We start from the raw sequence: 23,757 nt of genomic DNA on the forward strand, positions 1-23,757 counted from the left end.
AAGCAGTTGACCTTGTTCTGAATTCAGATGCTCCATGAATCGGAGTAATTACAGAATACATGACAAATACTGGAATTGCAATTTGTATTTTGTTCATAACTCATCTTTTTTGTCGATAAAATTGTGGATAATTTTTTTGGGGGAGGATAACAAAAGAGTCCGGACATACATTTTCTGTATATCCAGACTCTTTTCTTTTTAACAAAGCTTTTCGCAGCTCAGTTCATTTTCATCCTGTCTGCATTTCTTAAGCTCTGCGTTTCTTTTTAAATGCAATTACGATCACTGCACCTGCTGCAAGCAATGTCATTCCGAAGAATGGAATTACATTGGCTGCATCTCCGGTCTTCACTGTAGTAGTCTTAACGGCATCTGCCTTCTTATCAGAATCATTCTTATTTAAGTCATTCTTATTTGAATCATCTTTCTTTGAATCATTCTTCTTATCATCGTCAGCTGCCGGTTTCTTTTTCAGACCATCCAGTGCCTTCTCGATTGCTGCTGCCATTGCGTCAACTTTATCCTGTTCGGATTCTTTCAGACCCTTTTCTACCGCTGCGACTGCATCATCCAAAGCCTTCAGACTTTCTTCTGTATACTTACTTCTGTCAATCTTATCTGCTTTTGCAATTGCTGCATTCACTGCTGTATAGTCTGCATCCTCTTCTACAGCCGGTTTTTCAACCAGTGCTGCATACGCATTATTGATTGCTGCTGCCATTGCATCGACTCTGCTCTGCTCGGATTTCTTCAGTCCTTCTACTACCGCTGCAACTGCATCATCCAGTGCTTTCAGACTCTCATCTGTATATCTGCTTCTGTCTACTCTTGCAGCTTTTTCTTTTGCTGCATTTACTGCTGTGTAGTCTGCATCTTTTTCAACCAGTGCTGCATAGGCATTGTTAATTGCTGCTGCCATTGCATCGACTCTGCTCTGCTCGGATTTCTTCAGTCCTTCTACTACCGCTGCAACTGCATCATCCAGTGCTTTCAGACTCTCATCTGTATATCTGCTTCTGTCTACTCCTGCAGCTTTTTCTTTTGCTGAATTTACTGCTGTATAATCTGCATCTTCTTCTACAACCGGTCCGTCATTTTTTGCCAGTGCTGCTACGGCTGCCTCAAGAGCTGCCTTCGCATTGGCTACTTCAGACCAGGACTTATCCGGCTGATTTCCTGCATTGATCGCTGCATCAAGTTCTGTGATCAGTGCTTCAGATGCTGTGATCTGCTCATTCAGGGCTGCTACAGATTCTGCTGTATAAATATCCTTTGCCGCCTCTGTCTTTGCTTCTTTTAATATCTTCCGGTATTCTGTCAGATCGTATGGATCTGAATCTGTTGCACTTCCATTTACCTGAATCTCTACGATATGGTTCTCATGTCCGCTTGTAGTATTACTTCCAACTTTACCCATTGCGTACAGACGTACATATCTTCCTGTCACAGCTTCTCCGCTGTATAATGCTTTTCCTGCTGAAGTTTCTGCATATAATGTATCTGTCGGATCCACACCTAAATTATATACATCAGAATCTCCACTGTAATAGAGAACTGTCTTCTTCGCAAAATCTGCTGTATCAGATACTACCAGTGCGGTTGCCTTATAAGTTCTTCCATCAGTCCAGTAACGCCATAAGTTTACATTGTTGATCCTGCACTGCTGTCCGAGATCAATTGTAATGTAAGAACCTTTATCTTTTCCGTCTTTTCCGTAAATTGCATAGCTGTCAGAATCATTATTAAGACCATCTACTGCCTTGGAAAGCGGACTTCTTGTATTGGTCATATCTGTTGTCTCATTTGCATCTACCCATGCAGCTGTTACATTTTTCTGATATGCCAGATTTTCTACTACTTTCGGCACAAGTGTTGCATAACCTGCTGTCAGTGCCTCTTTTGCTGCCTGGATCGCTGAAGCATCTCCACCTGAGATGGCACTCGTTGCATTGGAAAGAAGCGTATCCATATTGGCTGCTGTCCAGGACTCTGTTGTCCAGTTATTTTTTTCTGCTGTGATCTTCTTCACAGTCTCTGCCAGTCCTGATGTCGGAACTTCATCGTAACCAAGACTTCTGTCATAAACTGCTACATTTGTCACAGCTCCGTTTACACCGTTACCAACGATCTTTGCTGCCGGAACTGCGAACTCTTTGTTCTCTGCATTATATACAGACGCACTTATCTGTCCGTCTACATAAATACGAACCAGTCCGTTATTTTCTTTTACACCAACGATCATAGATTCTGTTGCATCGGAAATAACTGCATCAGCTGTTGCTGTCACACCGTTTACCGTGAAATACGGATGTCCTTCCGCATTGATTCCGAGTTCATAAGCATCTCCCTGCTTTACAAGGACAACGCTTCTGTCTGCTGTCTGAACCTGTGCTGCTACTGTGAATCCGTTGGTTCCTTCTACGCTGCGGTCTTTTCCACTGATCTCGCTGTTGCTTCCCTCTACAGTTTCTTTCTCTGCAATCTTATTCTCTGCATAGTATGGAGCTGAGATCTTTCCTGTAATCTGATTTCCGGCTGCATCTGCTCCACTCTCTGCGGATACTTCTACAACATCGCCATCATTCAGTGCTGTAGCAAATGTCAGTTTAAATGTACGCAGGTCTGCATACTCTGAAACTGTCACATTATCAACAACTTCATTATTTACTTTGACCTTCAGGATTGCATTTCCTTTGATCTTTTCACTTAACTGTACCCGAAGCTCTGTTCCTGAAACACTTGTCAGACTCTTGAATGTCGGTGCAGTTGTATCTGCATCCTGGCTCAGAGACCATACCTGTACTTCACCCGGCTGAAGTGTAACGGATACTTCTTCACCCTTTGTATAAGTATCTTTTGCTGTCGCAATCGTTCCATTCGGAGAATAAGTATGTACTGTACTCATGTGGTAAGTACCGGCTTTTGTAACTCCGATTGCATCATTCAGTGTAAATGTGATCGTCTTCTCTGTTGCAGACGGGTTTCTCATGGAAATGATTCCTGCATTTCCATCGAAGCATGCAAATCCATATGGATTCTGTACTTCACCGCTGCTCATTCCACCATTTCTGTAAGTGCTGAGTCTTGTTGCACTGGATGGATGGCTACCGATCATCTTCGCATTCTTCAGCTTGGAGAAATTTTCTTCCTCCCACTCAAGGAACTCTGCATTTACAAGATATTTATCCTTGTCCAGCAGTGAATCAGAGTAATAAAGCTCCCAGAATGCAGTTCCTCTTGTTCCCATCATATACAGGTAATTCTTGAACTGTTCTGCTGTCATGGAGTCAGCTACGATTCCTGTTCCTTCACTTCCGTAGATCGGGTCATGGTTATAAAGATTTGCCAATGGGAACTGAAACTGGTGTACCTGAACAAACTCATAGTAGTTCGCATCACGGTAAGTCAGCATATTGTCCATCTTATTATTCAGCGTACCATTACTGATCTCTCCACGGTCTCCTGCACACTGTAACCATACAGAGTTTGCCCACTGTAAGAACCATGGACTTGGGTTGACATAACAGGTCAGGGAAATCCACAAGTTCTTAATATTATAATCTTTCTCAGCCTGACGGATATTCTCCATCAGCACGATCCATTTCTCCCAAAGGTCTGTCACATGGTACATCTGATTCTGTCCACCATACATATGGCGGTGTTCCTCACTGTATCCTACAACACCTTCTCCTGACGGGAATGCATTATACTGTGCAACATCTGCAAATCCATCCCACTTCCAGTAGTTCACTCCATAGTCGTGCATCCAGTTGATCGCCATTTCTTCAAACTTCTGAACATAAGTTGCATCTGCAACATCAATGGAACCACCGGATTTACTTCCTGTTCCGCTCTTTGTCAGGATATCTGCCAGAGAACCGAAGAAGTTGTATCCTCCTCTTGGTCCAATCCATACACCGAAATCAGATCCCAGTTTATTTACCAGGGAACTGGATGTCGTCAGTCCATTCGGGAACTTGGAGTTAAACTCCCAGAATCCTGTTGTATTCAGGGTCGTTCCTGAACGTACGGAATCTACAACCGATGTATCATTGTAGTTGTTCCATCCATCATCCACTACATAGGAATCCATCGGGCGAACTCCGGTCTGTGTCAGTTCCTTCTCGATTTCAATGAATGAGGAAAGGATATTATCATCATCAATTCTCATCATGTTGTCGAACCAGGAGTTGTACTGCAGACGGAAATCTGACGGAGTTGCAATACTGTCGATATAATCATAAAAATCACTTTGGATGACTCCCTGATCACTTCCGTCACTATGGCTTGCACCAACAACGGTCTGCCAGGAAATATACTTTCCATCCTCAGTCAGCTGTCCGTCTCTCTCAAAATCTGTAAAATTCTTTCCTGTATAGTAGCGTACATGTCCCAAACCTGATTCAATCTGTGTATCAGTTTCCGGGAATTCTGATCCCACAAACATTCCATCAATATAGATCGGCTGTCCGAGATTTGCCTTATATTCGCTCATCTCTACAACACCGCCGACTCCCTTCGGAACAGTCCATGTCTTATCGCTGTCTGTGACTGTCAGATGCTCGCCATCGATATAATCCATGCGGACATCCTTATCTTCACTGTCAATCTCCAGGAACTTACGCATGAAATGATCCCCATCATACATGACAATCTTTTCTGTAATATTGGCTTCGCCTGTTCCCATCTGAACCGGATCAAATTCAAAAGTAATCATCTTACCGGTCTTATTGACATCATTGATCACTGCTGTTGTATCATCAATCGAAGTCGATTTCAGTGTCAGTTCACTGGATTTGATTTCTTTTCCGGCAATCTGTGTACCTTTGTCAAGAACAGTTGTTCCGGCTGTATCCTGCACATCCAGTTCTCCGACATTCATAAACTTATTCCGGTTTGCATCCTGCCAGTGGTAGGACTCAATACCAACCAGTTTGATCTTGGATGTCGTCACTGTTTCATCCAGCTCGATCGCATCCGGCTTTGTATTTGCATCGGTTGTCAGTGAAATTTCTGCATTTCCACCAACCGTTGCATCCTGCCATGCACTGCCATCCCAGTACTGGATCTTCAGTTTGGTCAGACGTCCGGTACAGTTATACTTCGCACTATTATCATAACGCGGTGTATAAACCACTTTTTTTACTTCTTTTTCTGATCCAAAATTTACTACCAGTTTCATATCATCCGAATTAGAACACCAGAAATTGCCTGTTGTATCGGTAATCCCGTCTAATATCTGACTGCTATTTCCCTCACTGGTCGTATATTCTTCCAATGAAACTGCCCCGTTACTTGTCTCATCCAGCGTCTTAATCACAAATTCTTCTGAATTTTCTCCCGGTGTGAACACTGAATTTCCAAGCAGGTTCTCAATTTTTGTCGTGGAAAGCCTGTCATCAGAAATACTGAACTCACGGCTGAGCTTATCATTTCCAATGGTCACAATATTTCCACTCTTCGTAGCACTGACTGCATCCTGTGCGGCTTCTACTTCAGTCACTGCAAGCGGTGAAATCTGCACACAGCTTAATGCTGTCACAAGTGCAACCGCTTTTTTTAGTTTCCCTTTCATCATAGAAACTTATCTCCTTCCTCCCATTTTCGTGAGTATCTTATTTATATTAAGATACATCCTACTTTATTGTATCTCTTTTTTCCTCTCAAATCTTGTCACCCCCCCCCCACATTTTTTTGCTGTTTTTTGTCTGATTCGGAACTATTCGGATCTGTCTCGCATCCGTTTAGTGAAAGGGATTTGATTAGACTGGTATATTAATAAAGGTGCTTATGACCTGATATCCTATGCATCGGATTATCTGAGACAGGTCATAAACACCTTACTTTATTATTAGAAATGATGAAAAACTATTTTCAGTTATTATCCAAGCATTTCCCGGAGCATTTTGTTGACCATTCCCGGATTTGCCTTTCCTTTCATGGCTTTCATCGTCTGTCCGACCAATGCACCGAGTGCTTTTTCTTTTCCACCTCTGTAATCAGCGACTGCCTGTGGATTGTCAGCAATGACTTTCTCCAGCGTCGTTCTGAGTTCATCTGCATCATTGACTGTCTTCAGTCCATGCTCTTCTACATATACATCCGGATCAATATCATTCAGGAAGATCTGTTCAAATACTTCTTTTGCCACAGAACTGTTTACGGTACCGGCATCAGCCAGCTCGATCAGTTTCGCCAGATTCTCCGGTGAGAACTTCAGGTCTTCTGCTTCCATGCCGTGTTCTTTCATCAGACGCATCGTCTCTACCATCAGCCAGTTGGATACTTTTTTCGGCTTATTGCAGATCGCAGTCGTCGCTTCAAAAAGATCTGCCATATGCTTGGATTCTGTGATGATCTCTGCATCATATTCCGGGATGTCAAATTCTTTTTTGTAACGCTCCAGCTTCTCTGTCCGAAGTTCCGGCTGCTGTTCCCTGATCTTTTCGATCCATTCGTCACTGATCACAATCGGTACAAGATCCGGTTCAGGGAAGTAACGGTAATCCTGTGCATCTTCTTTGGAACGCATCGCATAAGAATGTTCCTTATTATCATCCCATCTTCTTGTCTCCTGGATTACCGCTTTTCCCTCTTCCAGCAGCTCAATCTGTCTCTGACGCTCTCCATCGATTGCATGAGCAATTGCTTTAAAGGAGTTCAGGTTTTTCATTTCCGTTCTTGTACCAAATGTATCCGAACCAACTTCCCGAACAGAAAGGTTTACATCCGCACGCATAGATCCCTCCTGCAGCTTGCAGTCCGATGCTCCCAGATACTGTACAATCATACGGAGTTTCTCAAGATATGCGATCACTTCCTCAGCGGAACGCATATCCGGCTCTGATACAATCTCTACCAGCGGAACTCCGCTTCGGTTATAATCAACCAGTGATGTATCATCCCATTCATCGTGAACGAGCTTTCCTGCATCTTCCTCCATATGCATTTCATGGATCCGCACTTTTTTCTTTCCGTTTCCGCTTTCAATCTCTACGTATCCATCTCGTGCGATTGGAAGATAAAGCTGGGAAATCTGATAGTTCTGCGGATTATCAGGATAAAAATAGTTCTTGCGGTCAAATTTACATACCTGCGTGATCTTACAGTTTGTTGCAAGTCCGATCGCCATCGCATATTCTACAACCTGCTTATTCAATACCGGAAGCGACCCAGGCATACCGGTGCAGACCGGGCAGGTATGCGTATTCGGTGCCCCACCAAATTCAGTACTGCATCCACAGAAAATCTTTGTCTTTGTTGCCAGTTCGATATGCACTTCCAGCCCGATCACTGTCTCATACTGCTTTGCCATGATTACTGTACCTCCTTTTCCGTTGTCCGTCCGATCTGTGCAGGAACTTCATGCACTTTCTTTGTCGCACATTCATAAGTATATGCGGTACGGATCAGCGTCTTTTCGTCGAATACATTTCCAATGAGCTGCATTCCCACCGGCAGCCCTTTGCTGTCTTTTCCTACCGGGATACTCATGCCCGGAAGTCCGGCAAGATTGACAGAGATCGTATAAATATCTCCTAAATACATTTTCATCGGGTCATCCAGACTCTTTCCAAGCTCCGGTGCTGTTGTCGGGGCAGCAGGTCCTAAGATCAGATCGTATTTTTCAAATACACGGTCAAACTCCCTCTTGATCAGGGCTTTTGTTCTCAATGCTTTCAGATAATAGGCATCATAATATCCTGAACTTAATACGAAAGATCCCAGCATGATCCTTCTCTTTACCTCTGCTCCGAATCCTTCGGAACGGGTCTTTTTATACATATTGTGAAGTCCCTCATACTCTTTGGTACGATATCCATATTTTACTCCGTCGAAACGTTCCAGGTTGGAACTTGCCTCTGCTGCTGCGATCGTATAGTATGCCGGAATCGCATATTTTACGAGTCCCAGGTCAAACGCCTCTACCACTGCACCTTTTTCCTCAAGCACTTTCGCTGCCTGCATGACTGCCTGATTTACTTCGGGATCCAGTCCTTCGCCCATATAATCTCTCGGGATTCCGATCCTGAGTCCTTTTACATCTTCCACCAGTGCTTCTGTAAAATCACAGTCATCCCGTTCGATCGACGTACTGTCTTTCTCATCGTGGGATGCGATCACTTCCAGGATTGCTGCACAGTCTGCCACATCCTTTGCCACCGGTCCGATCTGATCCAGTGAAGAACCATATGCCACCAGTCCATAACGGGAAACTGTACCGTACGTCGGTTTCAGTCCCACTACTCCGCAAAAGGAACTTGGCTGACGGATCGATCCACCGGTATCAGAACCAAGTGCATAATAACATTCGCACGCAGCCACTGCCGCACAGGATCCACCGGAAGAACCTCCCGGAACATGAGCTGTATTATGAGGGTTTTTCGTTGGTCCATAATAAGAAGTCTCCGTCGTACTTCCCATGGCAAACTCATCCATATTCGTCTTTCCGAGAATGACGGCTCCTGCATTCTTCAGGTTTTCAACCGCCTGTGCTGTATAAGTCGGCTTAAAACCGGAAAGAATTTTGGAACTGCATGTTGTAAGCTGTCCTTCAATACACATATTATCTTTGATCGCCACAGGAACTCCTGCCAGCGGGCCGGTCAGTTCTCCTGCATCAATCTTTTTCTGAATTTCATCTGCCTGTGCATAGGCCACTTCTTCATCCAGTGTCACATAACTGTTGATTGTTGGCTCTACTTCTTTTGCCTGCTCGATTACTGCCCGGACTGCTTCTCTGACTGTCACCTCACCGGCTTTTATTTTTCTGCCCAGTTCAAGGGCTGTAAGTTTTAATAAATCCATCTTCATCTCACTCCCTTTAACCTATCGTCTTCGGCACTTCAAAGCTGTCTTCTTTCCGAAGCGGTGCATTTGCCAGCGTCTTCTCTTTATTATCACCATTTGTTACAACATCTTCCCTGAATACATTCTGCACCGGAAATACATGAGACATCGGTTCAATCCCGGTAGTATCCAGTTCATTTAAAGTATCTATATAATCCAGCATCTGCTCCATATCGCTTTTGGCGGCTTCTTTTTCTTCCTCCGAAAGTTCCAGTTTTGCAAGGATTCCAACATATTCTATCGTTTCGTCTGAGATTTTATTTGCCAATTCTGTCACCCTTTCTCACTTCATTTTTTGATACCAGGGTCAAAAGGTCTGACACCACGTGTGCTCGCACACGAGTGGTAGAATGACCTTGTGACCCGCCCCAATATGAGCATAAAAGTGGGGCGTAAGCACCACGATATGCGAATGTTGGGTAGGATTGTGGGAGCACGTAGTGCGTAACAATCCGTAGGTATCATAGTCGGGGGCTTTTGACCCCGACATCATTTTCTGTAAATATCATAAAATGCTTCATAGTCCTGACTTCCGATCTTTTTGGATGGTGTCAGGATCATTTTTCCTGTCACGGTGATTTCCGTTCCCTCCGTCAGTACTGCATTTTTATAGATTGCATTTTCACTTCCCGATTCTACCATGATCGAATAATTCTGATAATTCAGGCTGTCATATTCCTCATCATACAGTTCTCCGAGATAGATCTCATACTCCATCACAGCCCAGTCTTTTGTTCCCGAGACATCATACACCCCTGCCGGAATCTCTTTTCCGACAGTATACTTCTTTTCCGGCTGGAGAGTATACGTCACACTCAACGGATTATCTTCTGACTGCATTTGTCCGGTCTGACCATTCTCCGTATGGAAGGCGAGTACCACATCTTCTCCGATCATGACATGGGCCCCCTCATACAATCTTACATCTTCCATTTCAGTAATATCTTCATCCTCATCAGATGCATTTTCAGAGAAATATCCATACAGATAAATGGAATTGTCCGGATCATCGGTCTGAAACGAACCGTATCCTGACTGAAGTGTTACTTCATAAGTTCCTTCCGGAATATCTGTTCCCACAACATATTCACCATATCCAAGCTCTGTATCGTAAACCTCTCCACTGTCGGATAACTCTCTCGTTACAAACTCATACGGATCATTCTCGTCCACACTTGTATCGATTTCTGAACCACTCCACCAGTTATCATCACCAGAGTTATTGATCTGATCAATCTTATTTTTTATCTCTGTCGTCACAAAACTGATCGCCGGTCCGCCAATACTGATCAGAATCATCAGCAATACAATGATTGTTGAAATCCATCCCTTTTTCTGCTTTCCGGACTTTTTCTTTTTCCTGCCCGTCTGCGTCCAGTTCTGTCCGCTCTGCCAGGAACTCTGTCCCTGCTGATTTTGTCCATTCTGCCAGGAACTCTGTCCCTGCTGGTTTCGTCCGCTCTGCCAGGAAGCCTGCCCCTGGCGGTTCAGCCCACCGGACGGCTTTCCGTTATGGGATTCACATAAATGCTTTGCCTCAATCCCTTTTCCGTCAAAGCTGCTTTCATTCAGGCGGTAATTTTTCCGCTCAATTTTTGTATTATCAAGACCGCAAAGTGTACATCTTCCATTTACAAGTTTTCCACCACAAAGATAACATCTTCTCTTTTTCATCTGAACTCCTCCGCTTTTCTGTCCACAACGGTCTCTTGCTTTCCATCACATTCCTTATAACTATCGGTCTGCTATGCTCTCTGTCACCATCTATGTGTCGCTGTCGGTCTGCCACACTCTCTGCTACTATGGCTCCAGTCTGCTCAAATCTCTCGGGAACAAGGTTGTCTCACGCACATTATCTTCGTTCATCATCTTCATTGTCAGACGTTCCATACCGATTCCAAGTCCACCATGTGGCGGCATTCCATGCTTAAATGCACTTAAATACTGCTCCATTCCCTCGTCCGTCATGCCACGCTTTTCCATTTTCGCAAGCAGCTCATGATAATCATGAATACGCTGTCCGCCCGTTGTGATCTCCATTCCTCTGAAAAGCAGGTCAAAGCTGAGCGTATAAGTCGGATCTGCCGGATCATCCATTGCATAGAACGGACGCTTCTTTGACGGATAATGCGTTACAAATACGAAATCCGCATCCCATTCTTCTTTTGCATATCTGCTGATCAGCATTTCCTCTTCCGGTTCGAGATCAAATGGATTCTTAATCTTTCGATCATACTTTTCTGCCACAAGTTTCTTGATCTCATCAAATCGTACAGCCGGGATCTCTTTCGTCTTCGGTACTTGAATATTCAGGATCTTCAGCTCTCTTGCATACTCTTTTTCAAGCAGGGTCATCGTATACTGAAGAAATCCGGTCTCCATTGCCATGATATCTTCAAATCCGTCGATATATCCCATTTCAAAATCCAGGCTGGTGTATTCGTTGAGGTGTCTCTTGGTATTATGCTTTTCTGCACGGAATACCGGAGCAGTCTCAAATACACGGTCAAAAACGCCAACCATCATCTGCTTATAGAACTGCGGGCTTTGCTGAAGGATCGCCGGTCTGTGGAAATATTCCAGCCGGAAGAGGTTTGCTCCTCCCTCAGCACTTTTCGCACCGATCTTCGGAGTATGGATCTCTGTAAATCCTTCCTGATAAAGGAAATCCCTGAACCCTCTTACAATACCTTCCTGAATCCTGAATTTTGCACGCTCTCTGATATTTCTCAGAGAAATTGGTCTGTAATTTAATTTTGCTTCCAGAGATGTATTCAATTTCCATTTTGAAATCGGAAGCGGCATTGGCTCTGCAGGCTCACTTAAAATCTTCAGTTCTCCTAACCGGATCTCAATCCCGTTCGGAGCTTTTTCCGATCGCTCCAGCATCCCTGATACTTCTACTGTATCTGCTTCTTTCACATCTTTCAAGTTAAATTTTGAAACTCCTTCTTCATAAACGCACTGCACAAGGCCTTCTCTTTTTCTCAGAATGATAAAAGCAACGGTTCCCATATCTCTGATCGTATGGATCGCACCATTCACTCTGACTTCAGTTCCGATTCTGCCTGCTTCAAGCAGTTCTCTTAATTCCAGCGTCTCTTTCTTTTTTACTCCTGTTACAAGCTCCATTTTACTTCTCCTTTCAGATTCCAGCATCCCGGTGAAGCTTTTTTCTAAATAGAAAAAGTCCCGGGATACAACAGTATCCCGGGACGGAAATTATCAAATATAATATCCGCGGTACCACCCGCATTGAATCCTCTGTCTGCTCTTTCGTCAGTTCTTTCGAATTCCCCTCTTTGCAGATAACGCCTGCTAAACGTGCTGCCCTACTGATCTTTCAGACAGCCGGCTCCCAAGTGTTCCCTTGATCTGCTCCGCTGTCCGGCACTCTCAGTCGGTGATGCCTGCTTCCTGTCAGTTTCTGAAGATCAGAGTCTTGCTCCTCGCTTTTATCTATTTTAACACGTTAGCCTGTTAAAACTTGGTTTAAATATTAGCACACTGCTTTTTTAATTGCAAGTTCTTTTTTTAATTTTTAATCTTCACTTTTCTGCTCTATTTTAATTCTTCGCTGACTGTTTCCAATGCCTTATCCAACTGGTTATCCTTCTTCGGATCGGCTTCGTCATACTGATATTCCACTTCTATATCAGGCTCAACACCTTTTTTATTGATGCTTTTTCCACTTGGAGTATAATATTCTGCGATCGTTACTTTAAAGCACGTTCCGTCTCCCAGATCCAGTAATTGCTGCACAACTCCTTTTCCATAGGTCGTTACTCCGACAATCTTTCCTGTGCCATAATCCTGGATCGCACCGCTGAAGATCTCCGATGCACTTGCACTGTATTGATTCACAAGAACTGCCAGCGGCTTTTTAAATTCATTCGTGCCATCACACGTGATCTTATCCGTCTTACCATTTTTATCTTTCGTGGAAACGATCGTTCCTTCCGGCAAAAGAAGCTTCAACATATTGCAGACAACATCCAGATTTCCTCCCGGATTATTTCTCAGATCGATCACAAGACCTTCCATTCCCTGATTTTCCAGATCATCCAGTGCTGCTTTAAACTGATCGTATGTCACCAGATCGAATTCTGATACCCGGATATAACCAACCCTGCCATCCTTCATCTCATACTCAACTGTCTGTGCCTCGATCGTATCTCTTGTGGCAGTCAGCGTCTCTTCCTTCCCGTCTCTCAGGACATATAACGTTACTTCCGTACCTTTTTCCCCTTTGATCCAGGATACGATCGTATCCAGTTCTTCATCACCAACTTCATGGTCATCTACCTTTTCCAGAATATCCCCTGCCTTCAGACCTGCCTTTTCAGCCGGAGAATCCTGATAGACATTCACAATCGTCACTGCTTTCGTATCTGCATCTCTTGTCAGCGTTGCTCCGACACCGGAAAATGTGCCGCTGGTAGATTCCATCAATGCTTTCGTCTCATCTTTATTGTAATAAACTGTATAGGGATCTCCCAGTGCTGCTGCATAACCTGAATAGATTCCCTCTACCAGTGCATCCTGATCCACTTCATCCTGATACAGATAATATTTGTCGATCAGCTTATTTAACTTATCCAGCTTCTTTGACACATCTCCCTCTGTTACATTTTCTGATGTATAAGAACCGCTGCTGTTCCGGTTCACGATATACCATCCTCCAAATCCAAGGATCGAGATCACCGCCATGATCACAATTCCGGTCAGCAGTCCTGCCGCAAAACCACTTTTCTTTCTGCCTGTATTTTCTTCCATTCCTGACTCCTTTCATCCTTTTATATTCTATGCACAAAGAGGACAAAGCAGACATTTATCCGCTCTGTCCTCCCTCAGTTCTTCCTTTGATGACGTATCTGTCATCTTCTGCTTCTGGTCAGCATACTACAAATATGTATTTGGATTTACTGCTGTTCCATTTAATTCTACCTGGAAATGCAGATGTGCACCACTCGAATATCCCGTTGATCCAACATATCCGATCTGCTGTCCTTTTGCAACTTTCTGCCCTGCTGCCACGCAGATTGCACTATGATGCATATATTTCGTTACGAGACCATTTCCATGATTGATCACGACCCAGTTCCCGGCACTGTTGCTCCATCCCGCGATCACCACAGTTCCTGCTGCTGCCGCATAAGTCGGTGTTCCTGCCGGAGCTGCATAATCATTTCCCTTGTGAGGTCTTGGATCAAATGCCCTGACTTCACCGAAATAGCTGGACTGATAGGTCATACCCGGACACGGATGCGTAAAATATCCATTTCCACTGACCACATTCCCACTGGCCGACGGCTTAAAAGAACTTCCTCCACTATTCAACTTTGCCTGCTCCTCCTGCAGCCGTCTTGCCTGCTCTGCTTTCTCCTTCAGTTCTTTGAGCGTATCAGCATTCTGCTGGATCTGCGTCTGGATACTTGCGATCTGTGCCTCTTTACTGCTGATCATCTCCTGAGCCTGCGTCTGCTGCTCTACGAGCTGACTTTGCAGCGTATTCAGATTTTTATATTCTTCCTGAAGCTTTGCCTCTTTGTCCTGTACAGTTTTCACCGTATCCTGAAACTCAACCAGCATATCCCGGTCATAAGAAGACAGCTTTGCCACATACTCGGCTTTATTCAGCAGATCTGTGATCGAACTGCTCGTCATCATCATTTCCAGAAACTGTGTATTACCGCCTTCATAAAGATAACGGATCCTCTTTTTCATGCTGTCGTACTGATCATCTTCCGCGATCTGAGCCTGAATCAATTCATTTTCCGCATCGGAGATTTCATCCTCTTTGGCGGTCAGATGCTCCTGCGTCTCATTCATTTTCTTAATGATCTCATCCAGTTTCTCCGACAGCGTCTTCTTTTCTTCTTCTGCTTTCTTTTTATCCGATTCAAGCTGATCTGCTTTTTTCTCAGCTTCATCAATCGTAACCGCACCGGACTGCGATGCTGTTCCGATACAAAGGACGAACACCAGCAAAATTCCTGTAATTTTCCTCATCCGGCCTTTCATAGGCTTCCTCCTATACTCTCAGATGCTTGCGTACTGTAAAGAAGCTTCCAAGGAAACCAATTCCGATCCCCATGATAAGTCCGATTGGCAATAAGTATGTATATACTACATTTACCGGAAGGAAATCAATAATATTCTTCAGAATACTGAACCGTTCCATGACATAGGAAACTGCCTTATCATAAAGTACATATAAAAGTCCCAGTGGGATCGCTGCGCCAAAGATACCGATGATCAGACCCTCGATCACGAACGGTGATCTTACAACAAAGTCTTTCGCACCAATATATTTCATAATAGCGATCTCTTCTTTTCTGACTGTAATACCCATTGTAACCGTATTGCTGATCAGGAAGATTGACACTCCCAACAGGATCGCAATGATCGCAATGGAAATATACGCAACCAGCATATTAACGCTGGAGAGTGTATTCGCTACAACATCTGATTTATTTACTTTCGACACTCCATCCAGACTCTGTGCAAACTTAACCAGATCCTGCTGCGTAGAAGAAAGAGATTTACTTCTCGCGATCAGATCCTGGTTGTTGTCTGTCGTCTTCATATAAACTTCATAGTTATCTGAATTGGCCAGCGGATTGTCATCTTTAAATCCTTCTGCAAGCTCTGGGTTATCCCCAAAATAATCCTTCTGGAAATCCTCCCATGCCTGCTCTGCTGAAATATATTTTACTTCTGAAACGTCGTCTCTTGCTTTCAGTTCCTTCCCAATCTTCTGAATCTGTTCATCTGTAGCTTCTTCATCAAAGAAGACCGTGATTGCCACACCTTCCTCAGCACTTCGAATAATATACTGAAAGTTTACAAGAATCGAGAAAAATAATCCGAACAGGAAGATACAGGCTGACATCGTTGCAATGGATGCCAGAGAGAACATCTTATTTCTCCAAATACTCTTAACTCCCTGCTTTCCAACGTATCCAATCGTACTAATCCTCATCTGTATACCCACCTTTTCGTTCATCACTGACGATGACCCCCTGCTTCATAGTAATGACGCGTTCGTTCATCTCATTTACGATCTCCTGATTATGCGTGACAACAAGCACGGTTGTTCCACGCTCATTCGCCTCTTTCAGAAGGCTCATGATCTCCCAGGAGTTCGTTGGATCCAAGTTACCTGTCGGCTCATCCGCCAGCAGGATGGCAGGCTCATTTACGATCGCCCTTGCGATCGCAACTCTCTGCTGCTCTCCTCCGGAAAGTTCCTTCGGGAACGACTTGTACTTCTGTGCAAGTCCTACCAGTGACAAAGCAGCCGGTACTTTTTTCTTGATCACTTTGCTCGGTGTCTCTGTCACCCGCAATGCAAATGCAATATTCTCATAAATATTCCGATCTTTCAGAAGCCGGAAATCCTGAAATACAACTCCCAGTCCTCTTCTGTACTTTGCAATATTCCGGTGTCTCATACGGTTTAAGTTTTGTCCGTTCACGATGATCGTACCATCGGTCGGATTCAGTTCTTTCATAATCAGACGGATAAGGGTTGACTTTCCCGATCCACTGTCACCAACGATGAAGACGAACTCTCCCCGCTCGATCTTTACGGATACCCCGTTCAGAGCCGCATTGCCCTTGGAGTATTCCTTCTTCACGTTTCTTAATTCAATCATATGTTCCTCCTAATTATCCATACTCCGCAAAATTCCTAGTATTCTAATGACTCCATGTACTTCATGTACTTCACTACCATCAGAGCGATCTTGAACGTGATCGCATCCTCAAAGACACGCAGATCAAGTCCTGTACTCTTCTGCAGTTTATCCAGTCTGTATACCAGAGTATTTCTGTGGATGTAAAGCTGTCTGGATGTCTCTGATACATTGAGACTGTTCTCGAAGAACTTATTGATGGTAGTCAATGTCTCTTCATCAAAGTCATCCGGAGATTTTGCTTCAAAAATCTCCTTAATAAACATCTTGCACAACGGAAGCGGAAGCTGATAGATCAGTCTGCCGATTCCAAGAGTTGTATAGGCAACGATATCTTTCTCGCTAAAGAAGATCTTGCCCACATCCAACGCCAGCTTGGCTTCTTTATAAGACTTGGAAACTTCCTTGATGTCGTTGACCATCGTTCCATATGCTATATGCACCTGCTCGTCGCCTCCCTCTGACCGGAGCAGATCCAGCATATCCTTCGCCATTTTTTCAAGTTCTTTATTTCCATCTTTCTCTGAAAGTTCTTTTACAACAATGATATTCTTCTCATCTACCGCAGTTACAAAATCGCGGGATTTGCTTCCGAGAAGATTCCGCACATTGTCAAGAGCCGCACTGTCTTTTTCGTGGGATGTCTCAATAATAAAGATAACACGTTTCACTTCCGTGTCAATATGTAATTTTTTGGCACGATTATAAATATCCACCAGCAAAAGGTTATCCAAAAGCAGGTTTTTGATAAAATTATCCTTGTCAAATCTCTCTTTATATGCAACCAGAAGACTCTGGATCTGGAATGCTGCGATCTTTCCCAGCATATATTCTCCCTCGCTGTCTCCATTGGCAACAAGCACATATTCCAGACGCTGCTCATCAAAAATCTTGAAGAACTGTCTTCCCTGGATTACCTGACTGTCTGCAGGGGACTCTACAAATGCAAGCACTGCATCCGAACAGTTCTTATCTACCTCGCCTGTAGCTGCCAGTTCCTTCCCCTCTGTATCTAACACACAAAAATCAACCTTGGAAATCCCCTTCAATCCTTCAATCGTATTCTGAAGTATCTGATTAGAAATCATCCTTTTTCCTCCATTCCATCCGTTCTTCGATATGTGCAATTTACACATACCTTTCGTGTCGATTTTTTTTACGTACACATTTCCACTTAGTATATTAAGTCAAAACTGCAAAAAAATAAAGAGTAAATCCTTTTATTTTAGTCATTTTTTTGAATTTTTTACAAAAAATTCATATTTTCAGACTTAGCATAGTTCACAATTTTCCGAATATAGATCTTATTTCCAGGCAAATCCGTTATTCTTTTTCCTGTTCTACATGATATCTGAAAATTTTCTTCTGAATAAAAAAACGGATCCGGTTCCTCAATTTTATCTCATCCAGATGCCCTGTGAACGCACAGCCGCCTCCCAGCCAGACCCGTACATTCAGAAGGGCTTTATTTGCCGTAATAAACCGTTCCTGAAACGGGGACGGCAGCACCGACAGGATACAGTCCGTCTCCGTTCCGTTGATGGCATTGATCGCATCCTGGATCTGCTCTTCATTCTCCGAAATCACCATCTGCCCGGTAACGCGGATTCCCCGGTTGTGCCTGGACAGAACCGCCTCTACTTTTCCCAGATTTTCCTCACTGTCTGCAAGCAGGAATATTTTTTTATGATTTTTTTGCATATACTTCATGAACATCTTAAGGAAAACGTTCTCTTCAGTTTCCCGGAACAGCTTTTCATTTTCTATCTCTGCCGCTTTCAGGATCTCTGTATTCTCCGGCAGCAGCATCGTCAGTGCATTGATCTGCTCTTTCCATTGTGCATTTTCTCTTTCTTTCATCAGCATATCCATGGAAACCAGCTCGATCGTATCCACTGACTCACTCTCAAGATACTGCATCGCCCGGATCATCGCTTCTTTTGCTGTCAGGATTGGAATCTCCACATCAAATATATTCATCTTTTCTATCATAATAAATCACCCAACCATGCTCCCCATTCTGAGCATTTTATCAAAAATGAGTGGTTTTGTCAAAATAAGACCTTTCTGCTTCCGGTTTTCTATCTTTTTTCCTCCGTCTGTGCTGTCCCGTTCTCCTGCGTCCGTCTTCTTTTTGTCACCAGTCCGCCGATCCTCCCGGTCTCTTTGGAAGTAAGTGATTTCCAGCCCTGTGCAAGTACCCGGTCTAACAGTCCCAGTTCTTCCGCAATCTCATACTTCATTTTTTCTTCCTCTTCCAGTTCGTTTAAATTGATCGGTTTTTCTTTTTTCTTTCCCATATTCTGCCTTCTTTCTTTTTTTAGAAGTATTTCCCGATCAGATCAGATTATACTGAAAAACTGATTCCTGTCATCTGCCCGTAAAACGAACAGGACGGAGCAGATACCGGTCAAGTATCTGCTCCGTCCCTCTTTATAAGATGATACAAATATAAGTGAATCGTCAATTATTCGATTGCTTCTGTCTCGATCACAAATTTTACACTTCCATCCATCTTGCTGTCCTTACCACTGAATGTATTGTAGGTGCAGTCATCAGAGGTCAGTGCTTTGAGTCTGTCAAGTACATCTCCGAATTCGTCTTCTACTGTACTCTTTAATTTACTTGTTCCTTCTTTATCGAACTGATCCATACCATCTGCCAGCTTCTTTGCTCCTTCTGAAAGTGAGGAAGCTCCTTCACGAAGTGCATTGCTGTTGGCTGAAAGTTTCGCTGCACCGGCTGACATCTGTGAACCAAGTGTATTCAGACCGGATGCAAGCTGGTTCGTTCCGCTCTGCAGCGTTCCTGCTCCGGCTGCCAGTGTTGAACTGCTTCCTTTCAGTTTCTCTGCACCTGAAAGAAGAGAAGTATTATAAGATCCGAGCTGCATAAATCCGCCATTCAATTCAGTAATTCCCTGGATTGCTGTCGGGAACTGTGCCTGAACAGATGTATTCAACTGTCCAAGTCCGCCTGAAAGAGTTCCAAGTCCGGTATTCAGTCCCTGCATTCCCTGATTCAACTGAGTCACAGATGCTGTAAGCTGGCTGATTGAATCTGACGGAAGACTGTCCTTTGCTGCTGCAATAGCATCCAGTTTCTTCTGCATTTCCGGAAGCTGCTGCTGTAATGCTGCTGCAGTCTCTTTAAATGTCTTCAGATTTGTCTGAAGCGTTGCTGCCCCGCTTGTGATGGCTGACAGGTCAAAGGTCGGTACACTGACCGTGATCGCAGATGCTTTCTGCACATTGTTCAGTCCGTCTGCAGCAGTCTGTGCATTCTGAAGTGCCGTAATTGCTGTACTGATCTGATCTCTTACTGACTCATCTGTTGTCGCATTTAACTGAACCTGCAATGCACTGATCGCATTTGCAATCTGCGTCTTGCTTGTATTGGCTGCTGCCTGTGCTGCATCCACTTTTGTATTGTAATCTGTAATCTTCGCATTGACATCTGCAACCGCTGTCTCACAGTCACTTTGCAGTGTTCCGAGCTGGGTATTGATTGCATTGAGCTGTGTTTCCATTCCGGTCAGTGCTGCTGCAATATTGGCTACCGGTGTGGCAATTCCTGTCTGAAGACTTGCAGAAAGAGATTCCGTTGCAGAAATCAGTTCATTTCCGGTTGTCACCATACCATTCACCTGCGTCAGAAGTGCTGTCACTTCCTCTGAGCCAAGTACTGCCTGTAACTGCTTTGTACCTGCTGCAAGCTGGTTGGCTGCGATCACCAGATCGTCTGTTGCCTCTCCTTTTCCGTCAGCCGCTTTGCTCAATGTATCTACGGCTGTCTGCACCTGCTCCAGACCTTTGCTTAACTGAGATAACTGTGCGGCACCTGCTGCAATCTTCTGCTCGCCTACCACATAGGAAGTCACTCCATTTGCCAGTGCATTAGTTCCACTTGTATAGTCTTTAACGCCTTTGACAACTTTGCCTACTCCATTGACATACTCTGTCACGCTGCCGTTCAGTTCTCCGTTGCTGCCAAGATATTTCTGAATGCCCGCATTCAGTTCATCTGCACCTGCTGTATAGCTGCTCACTCCGTCTGCCAGTGTGGAAGCACCATCTGCCAGTGTTCCTGATCCGCTGACCAGTTCCAGTGCAGCATCTTCCAGCTCATTCAGTGAATCTTTCAGTGAATCAACATCTATGATATTATCCATATCCATATCATCCAGCAGATCTGTCAGGGCAACTGTAAAGGTGGAAGACATTGTGAAATCAGTTACATCTGCCTCCATCTCAAAATTCTCTGGAATCGTTACGCCTTTATCCTCAGCTTCTTTTGTTGTCTCTTCATCCAGATCAAGGCTGTCTTTCAGTCCCGGCATACCAAATCCGACTACAATATTACGGCTTCCGTCTGAAATAACTTTTCCATTGTCGATCGTTACATTGCTGAAAGTTTCATTCGGAAGGATCATTCCGGTCATCATGATAAATGGTGTATAAACTTCCTCTTCTTTTCCATCCACTGTGACGGTCTTCTTTTCGTTATTTGTATACTGTACCTGGATCTTGAGATGTCCGCTCTTTCCCTTCAGCTCATCCGGTTTTACTTCCTTGCCGTCCAAAAAATAGGTCAGTTTTACGGATACCGGAAGTTCCTTATCTGTCGTACCCTGATAATAAATATCTTCTCCTGCAGTATTCCAGGTCAGTTGATCTCCATTCTCCGTAAATGTCTCATCACCTTTGACATTCTTAATCTCTTTCAAAATACTTTCATCAGTCAGGTTTCCCGATACACTTCCAGAATTTTTCAGCCAGTCAGATACCGTCACCTCGTCACTATTTCCTGTCGCATCTGCATTGACATAAACCGTTTCTTCCTTATATACATCCTGCGTATCTGTGCTTCCTGCCGCATAAACCGGAACCGCTCCCATCATGACTGACATTCCAACAGCAAGCGAAGTTGTAAGGCTATGTTTGATTTTTCTGTTCTTGTTCATAATTTAACTCCCTTCTATTTCACCTCTGCGGGTTTCTTTTTTGACCCGAGGAAACCAATCGAGGTCTTGCATATTACCTTGTCAAATATCATAAACATTGCAGGCAGGATCATGATAACTACGATCATACTGATGATCGCTCCCCTTGCAAGGAGGGTACAGATCGAACCGATCATCTCTACCTGTGAGTAGCAGGCTACTCCGAATGTTGCTGCGAAAAAGCTCAGTCCACTGCTGATAATAGACGGCATACTGGTCTTATGTGCAATACTGATTGCTTCCATCTTCTCTCTTCCACGCTGACGTTCTTTCTGATAACGGGTTGTCATCAGGATCGCATAATCTACCGTTGCTCCCAACTGGATTGCTCCGATTACAATGCTTGCCACAAACGGAAGGCTGGTTCCCTGATAGAACGGGATTGCCATATTAACCATGATTGCAAACTCAATTACCGCTACCAGAATAATCGGCAGGGAGATCGACTTGAATATGATCATGATAATAAGGAAAATCGCTGCAATGGAAATAGCATTTACATTCACTAAGTCCACATCCGTTACATCCTGCAGATCCTTCATCAGTGGAGCTTCTCCAATGACCATTCCACTCTTGTCATAAGACTTCACGATCTTATCAATGGCTGAAATCTGCGTATTGACCTCGTCTGTTGCCGACTCATACTCTGAGCATACAAAGGCAAGTTCACAATCATCGCTCTGAAGCATCTCTTTCATGTCATCCGGGATCATGGAATCCGGTACGGTCGGACCGATCAGAGAATTCATGCTGATTGTCCATTTGACACCCTTTACTTCATCAATCTCTTCAAGCATCTTCTTTTTCTGCTTTGCATCCATGTTCTTATCCATCATGACCATGTGCAGATTGCTCATATTGAAATCTTTCTTCAGTTCTGCATTCGCCACATTACTGTCCAATGTCTCCGGAAGAGACTCTGCAATATTATAGTAAATCTTAGTATGATTATTTCCGTAAATCGCAGGGAACAGAAGGAGCAGAAAAATAAGGATCCATGCCTTATAATGCTTTGTAATAAATGCAGAAGGCTTATCCATGTTGCTTAAAAGCAGTTTATGCTGCGTCTTTTCAATCGGTTTGTCAAAAACCAGTACCAGTGACGGAAGAACTGTTACACAGCAGACCACTCCGATCAGTACACCTTTCGCCATAACGATTCCGAGATCCCGTCCAAGTGCGAAAGTCATCACGCACAGGGCAACAAATCCGGCAACCGTCGTCACAGAACTTCCTGCAACAGACTTAAATGTATTGGCGATCGCATGCCCCATGGCACGCTCCTTCTCTCCCGGAAACCGCTTTTTATTCTCCTCATAACTGTTCAACAGGAAAATGGAATAGTCCATCGTAACTCCTAATTGCAGAACCGCTGTCAGTGCTTTCGTAATATAGGAAGTCTCTCCCAGAAAAACATTACTTCCCAGATTATAGAGAATCGCCAGTCCGATACTCAGAAGGAACAGGATCGGAACAACGAAAGAACCCGAAGTCAGTTCCAGAACAATCAGACTTAAAAGTGCTGCGATCACAACATAGATCGGAAGTTCTTTCAGTGCCAGATTCTTGATATCTGCTACAACACCTGTCATTCCACTGATAAAGCACTGCTCATTTGCGATCTTTCTCATCTCACCGACTGCATCCATGGAGTCATCTGAAGATGTCGTATTATCAAATAATACAAGCATCATCGTTGCATCACCCTTGAAAAAGGCTTCTCGCAGGTTGCTTGGGATCATCTCTACCGGAAGGCTGATGTCCGCAACATCATCATACCACAAAACATCCTTTACATGAGAAACATTCTCAAATTTTTCTTCCAGTTTTTGAACATCTTTCAGATCCATGTTCTCGACCACGACCATGGAAAATGCTCCCATCCCGTATTCATCCACCAGAATATCCTGACCTTTTACTGTCTCCAGATGTTCTGGAAGATAACTGAGCAAATCATAATTTACTCTCGTCTTTGCCATTCCGATCACTGACGGAATAATCAGCAGGAATCCGACGATCAGCATCAGAACCCTGTGCCTGGCAATCCATTTGCCAACTTTGACCATTTGTATCATCTCCTAAACTGTCTCATATATTTTAGCCTCTTCTAGTATAGCTCAAAATGACTAATAGTCAATATTAGAAGATCAAAAAAATGAATTTTAGTCATTTTTTATTGACTTTCACGAAAAATGTGCCATACTA

General features: G+C 43.9%; 16 protein-coding genes. All 16 read right to left on the reverse strand.

Annotated elements, in window-relative coordinates; all coding sequences use genetic code 11:
- Positions 1–247: 247 nt before the first annotated feature.
- Positions 248–5,578 carry a discoidin domain-containing protein gene (locus NQ541_RS09990; RefSeq protein WP_005611576.1) on the reverse strand — a complete coding sequence of 1,777 codons (5,331 nt, stop codon included), beginning with the start codon at positions 5,576–5,578 and terminating at the stop codon, positions 248–250.
- Between the two features lie 303 nt (positions 5,579–5,881).
- Positions 5,882–7,315 (reverse strand): Asp-tRNA(Asn)/Glu-tRNA(Gln) amidotransferase subunit GatB, encoded by a 1,434-nt coding sequence (gatB, locus tag NQ541_RS09995; protein ID WP_005611575.1) that lies wholly within the window; start codon positions 7,313–7,315, stop codon positions 5,882–5,884.
- Between the two features lie 2 nt (positions 7,316–7,317).
- Positions 7,318–8,808, reverse strand: a complete 1,491-nt coding sequence (gene gatA / locus NQ541_RS10000; RefSeq protein WP_044940804.1) for an Asp-tRNA(Asn)/Glu-tRNA(Gln) amidotransferase subunit GatA — start codon at positions 8,806–8,808, stop codon at positions 7,318–7,320.
- A gap of 16 nt (positions 8,809–8,824) precedes the next feature.
- Entirely contained in the window at positions 8,825–9,118 is a 294-nt protein-coding gene (gatC, locus tag NQ541_RS10005) for an Asp-tRNA(Asn)/Glu-tRNA(Gln) amidotransferase subunit GatC (RefSeq protein WP_044940817.1), read from the reverse strand.
- Between the two features lie 39 nt (positions 9,119–9,157).
- On the reverse strand, positions 9,158–9,343 hold the full coding sequence (locus NQ541_RS13255) for a hypothetical protein (RefSeq protein WP_081442968.1): 186 nt from the start codon (positions 9,341–9,343) through the stop codon (positions 9,158–9,160).
- Positions 9,340–10,524: a hypothetical protein gene (locus NQ541_RS10015; RefSeq protein WP_005611568.1), complete on the reverse strand. Its 1,185-nt coding sequence runs from the start codon at positions 10,522–10,524 to the stop codon at positions 9,340–9,342. Before NQ541_RS10015 ends, NQ541_RS13255 begins: the two co-directional genes overlap by 4 nt.
- Positions 10,525–10,650: 126 nt before the next feature.
- Positions 10,651–11,982, reverse strand: a complete 1,332-nt coding sequence (aspS, locus tag NQ541_RS10020; RefSeq protein WP_044940802.1) for an aspartate--tRNA(Asn) ligase — start codon at positions 11,980–11,982, stop codon at positions 10,651–10,653.
- Between the two features lie 429 nt (positions 11,983–12,411).
- Positions 12,412–13,626 carry a S41 family peptidase gene (locus NQ541_RS10025; RefSeq protein ID WP_005611564.1) on the reverse strand — a complete coding sequence of 405 codons (1,215 nt, stop codon included), beginning with the start codon at positions 13,624–13,626 and terminating at the stop codon, positions 12,412–12,414.
- 126 nt (positions 13,627–13,752) lie between these two features.
- Positions 13,753–14,874, reverse strand: a complete 1,122-nt coding sequence (locus NQ541_RS10030) for a murein hydrolase activator EnvC family protein (protein WP_005611561.1) — start codon at positions 14,872–14,874, stop codon at positions 13,753–13,755.
- A 10-nt stretch (positions 14,875–14,884) separates the two neighbouring features.
- Entirely contained in the window at positions 14,885–15,835 is a 951-nt protein-coding gene (gene ftsX, locus NQ541_RS10035) for a permease-like cell division protein FtsX (protein ID WP_044940799.1), read from the reverse strand.
- Positions 15,825–16,511, reverse strand: a complete 687-nt coding sequence (gene ftsE, locus NQ541_RS10040) for a cell division ATP-binding protein FtsE (RefSeq protein ID WP_005611556.1) — start codon at positions 16,509–16,511, stop codon at positions 15,825–15,827. Before ftsE ends, ftsX begins: the two co-directional genes overlap by 11 nt.
- A gap of 35 nt (positions 16,512–16,546) precedes the next feature.
- On the reverse strand, positions 16,547–17,638 hold the full coding sequence (locus NQ541_RS10045; RefSeq protein ID WP_044940796.1) for a PucR family transcriptional regulator: 1,092 nt from the start codon (positions 17,636–17,638) through the stop codon (positions 16,547–16,549).
- Positions 17,639–17,873: 235 nt separating this feature from the next.
- Complete coding sequence (locus tag NQ541_RS10050; protein WP_005611552.1) at positions 17,874–18,542, reverse strand: WecB/TagA/CpsF family glycosyltransferase; 669 nt, start codon at positions 18,540–18,542, stop codon at positions 17,874–17,876.
- An 89-nt stretch (positions 18,543–18,631) separates the two neighbouring features.
- On the reverse strand, positions 18,632–18,850 hold the full coding sequence (locus tag NQ541_RS10055) for a small, acid-soluble spore protein, alpha/beta type (RefSeq protein WP_005611550.1): 219 nt from the start codon (positions 18,848–18,850) through the stop codon (positions 18,632–18,634).
- 167 nt (positions 18,851–19,017) lie between these two features.
- Positions 19,018–21,513: a YhgE/Pip domain-containing protein gene (locus tag NQ541_RS10060; protein ID WP_005611545.1), complete on the reverse strand. Its 2,496-nt coding sequence runs from the start codon at positions 21,511–21,513 to the stop codon at positions 19,018–19,020.
- A gap of 14 nt (positions 21,514–21,527) precedes the next feature.
- The gene (locus NQ541_RS10065; protein WP_023920920.1) at positions 21,528–23,618 is read right to left on the reverse strand and encodes an efflux RND transporter permease subunit; all 2,091 of its coding nucleotides are present in this window, start codon (positions 23,616–23,618) and stop codon (positions 21,528–21,530) included.
- Positions 23,619–23,757: the final 139 nt, after the last annotated feature.

It is taken from the genome of [Ruminococcus] lactaris ATCC 29176 (genome assembly GCF_025152405.1).
Classification (GTDB): Bacteria; Bacillota; Clostridia; order Lachnospirales; family Lachnospiraceae; genus Mediterraneibacter; species Mediterraneibacter lactaris.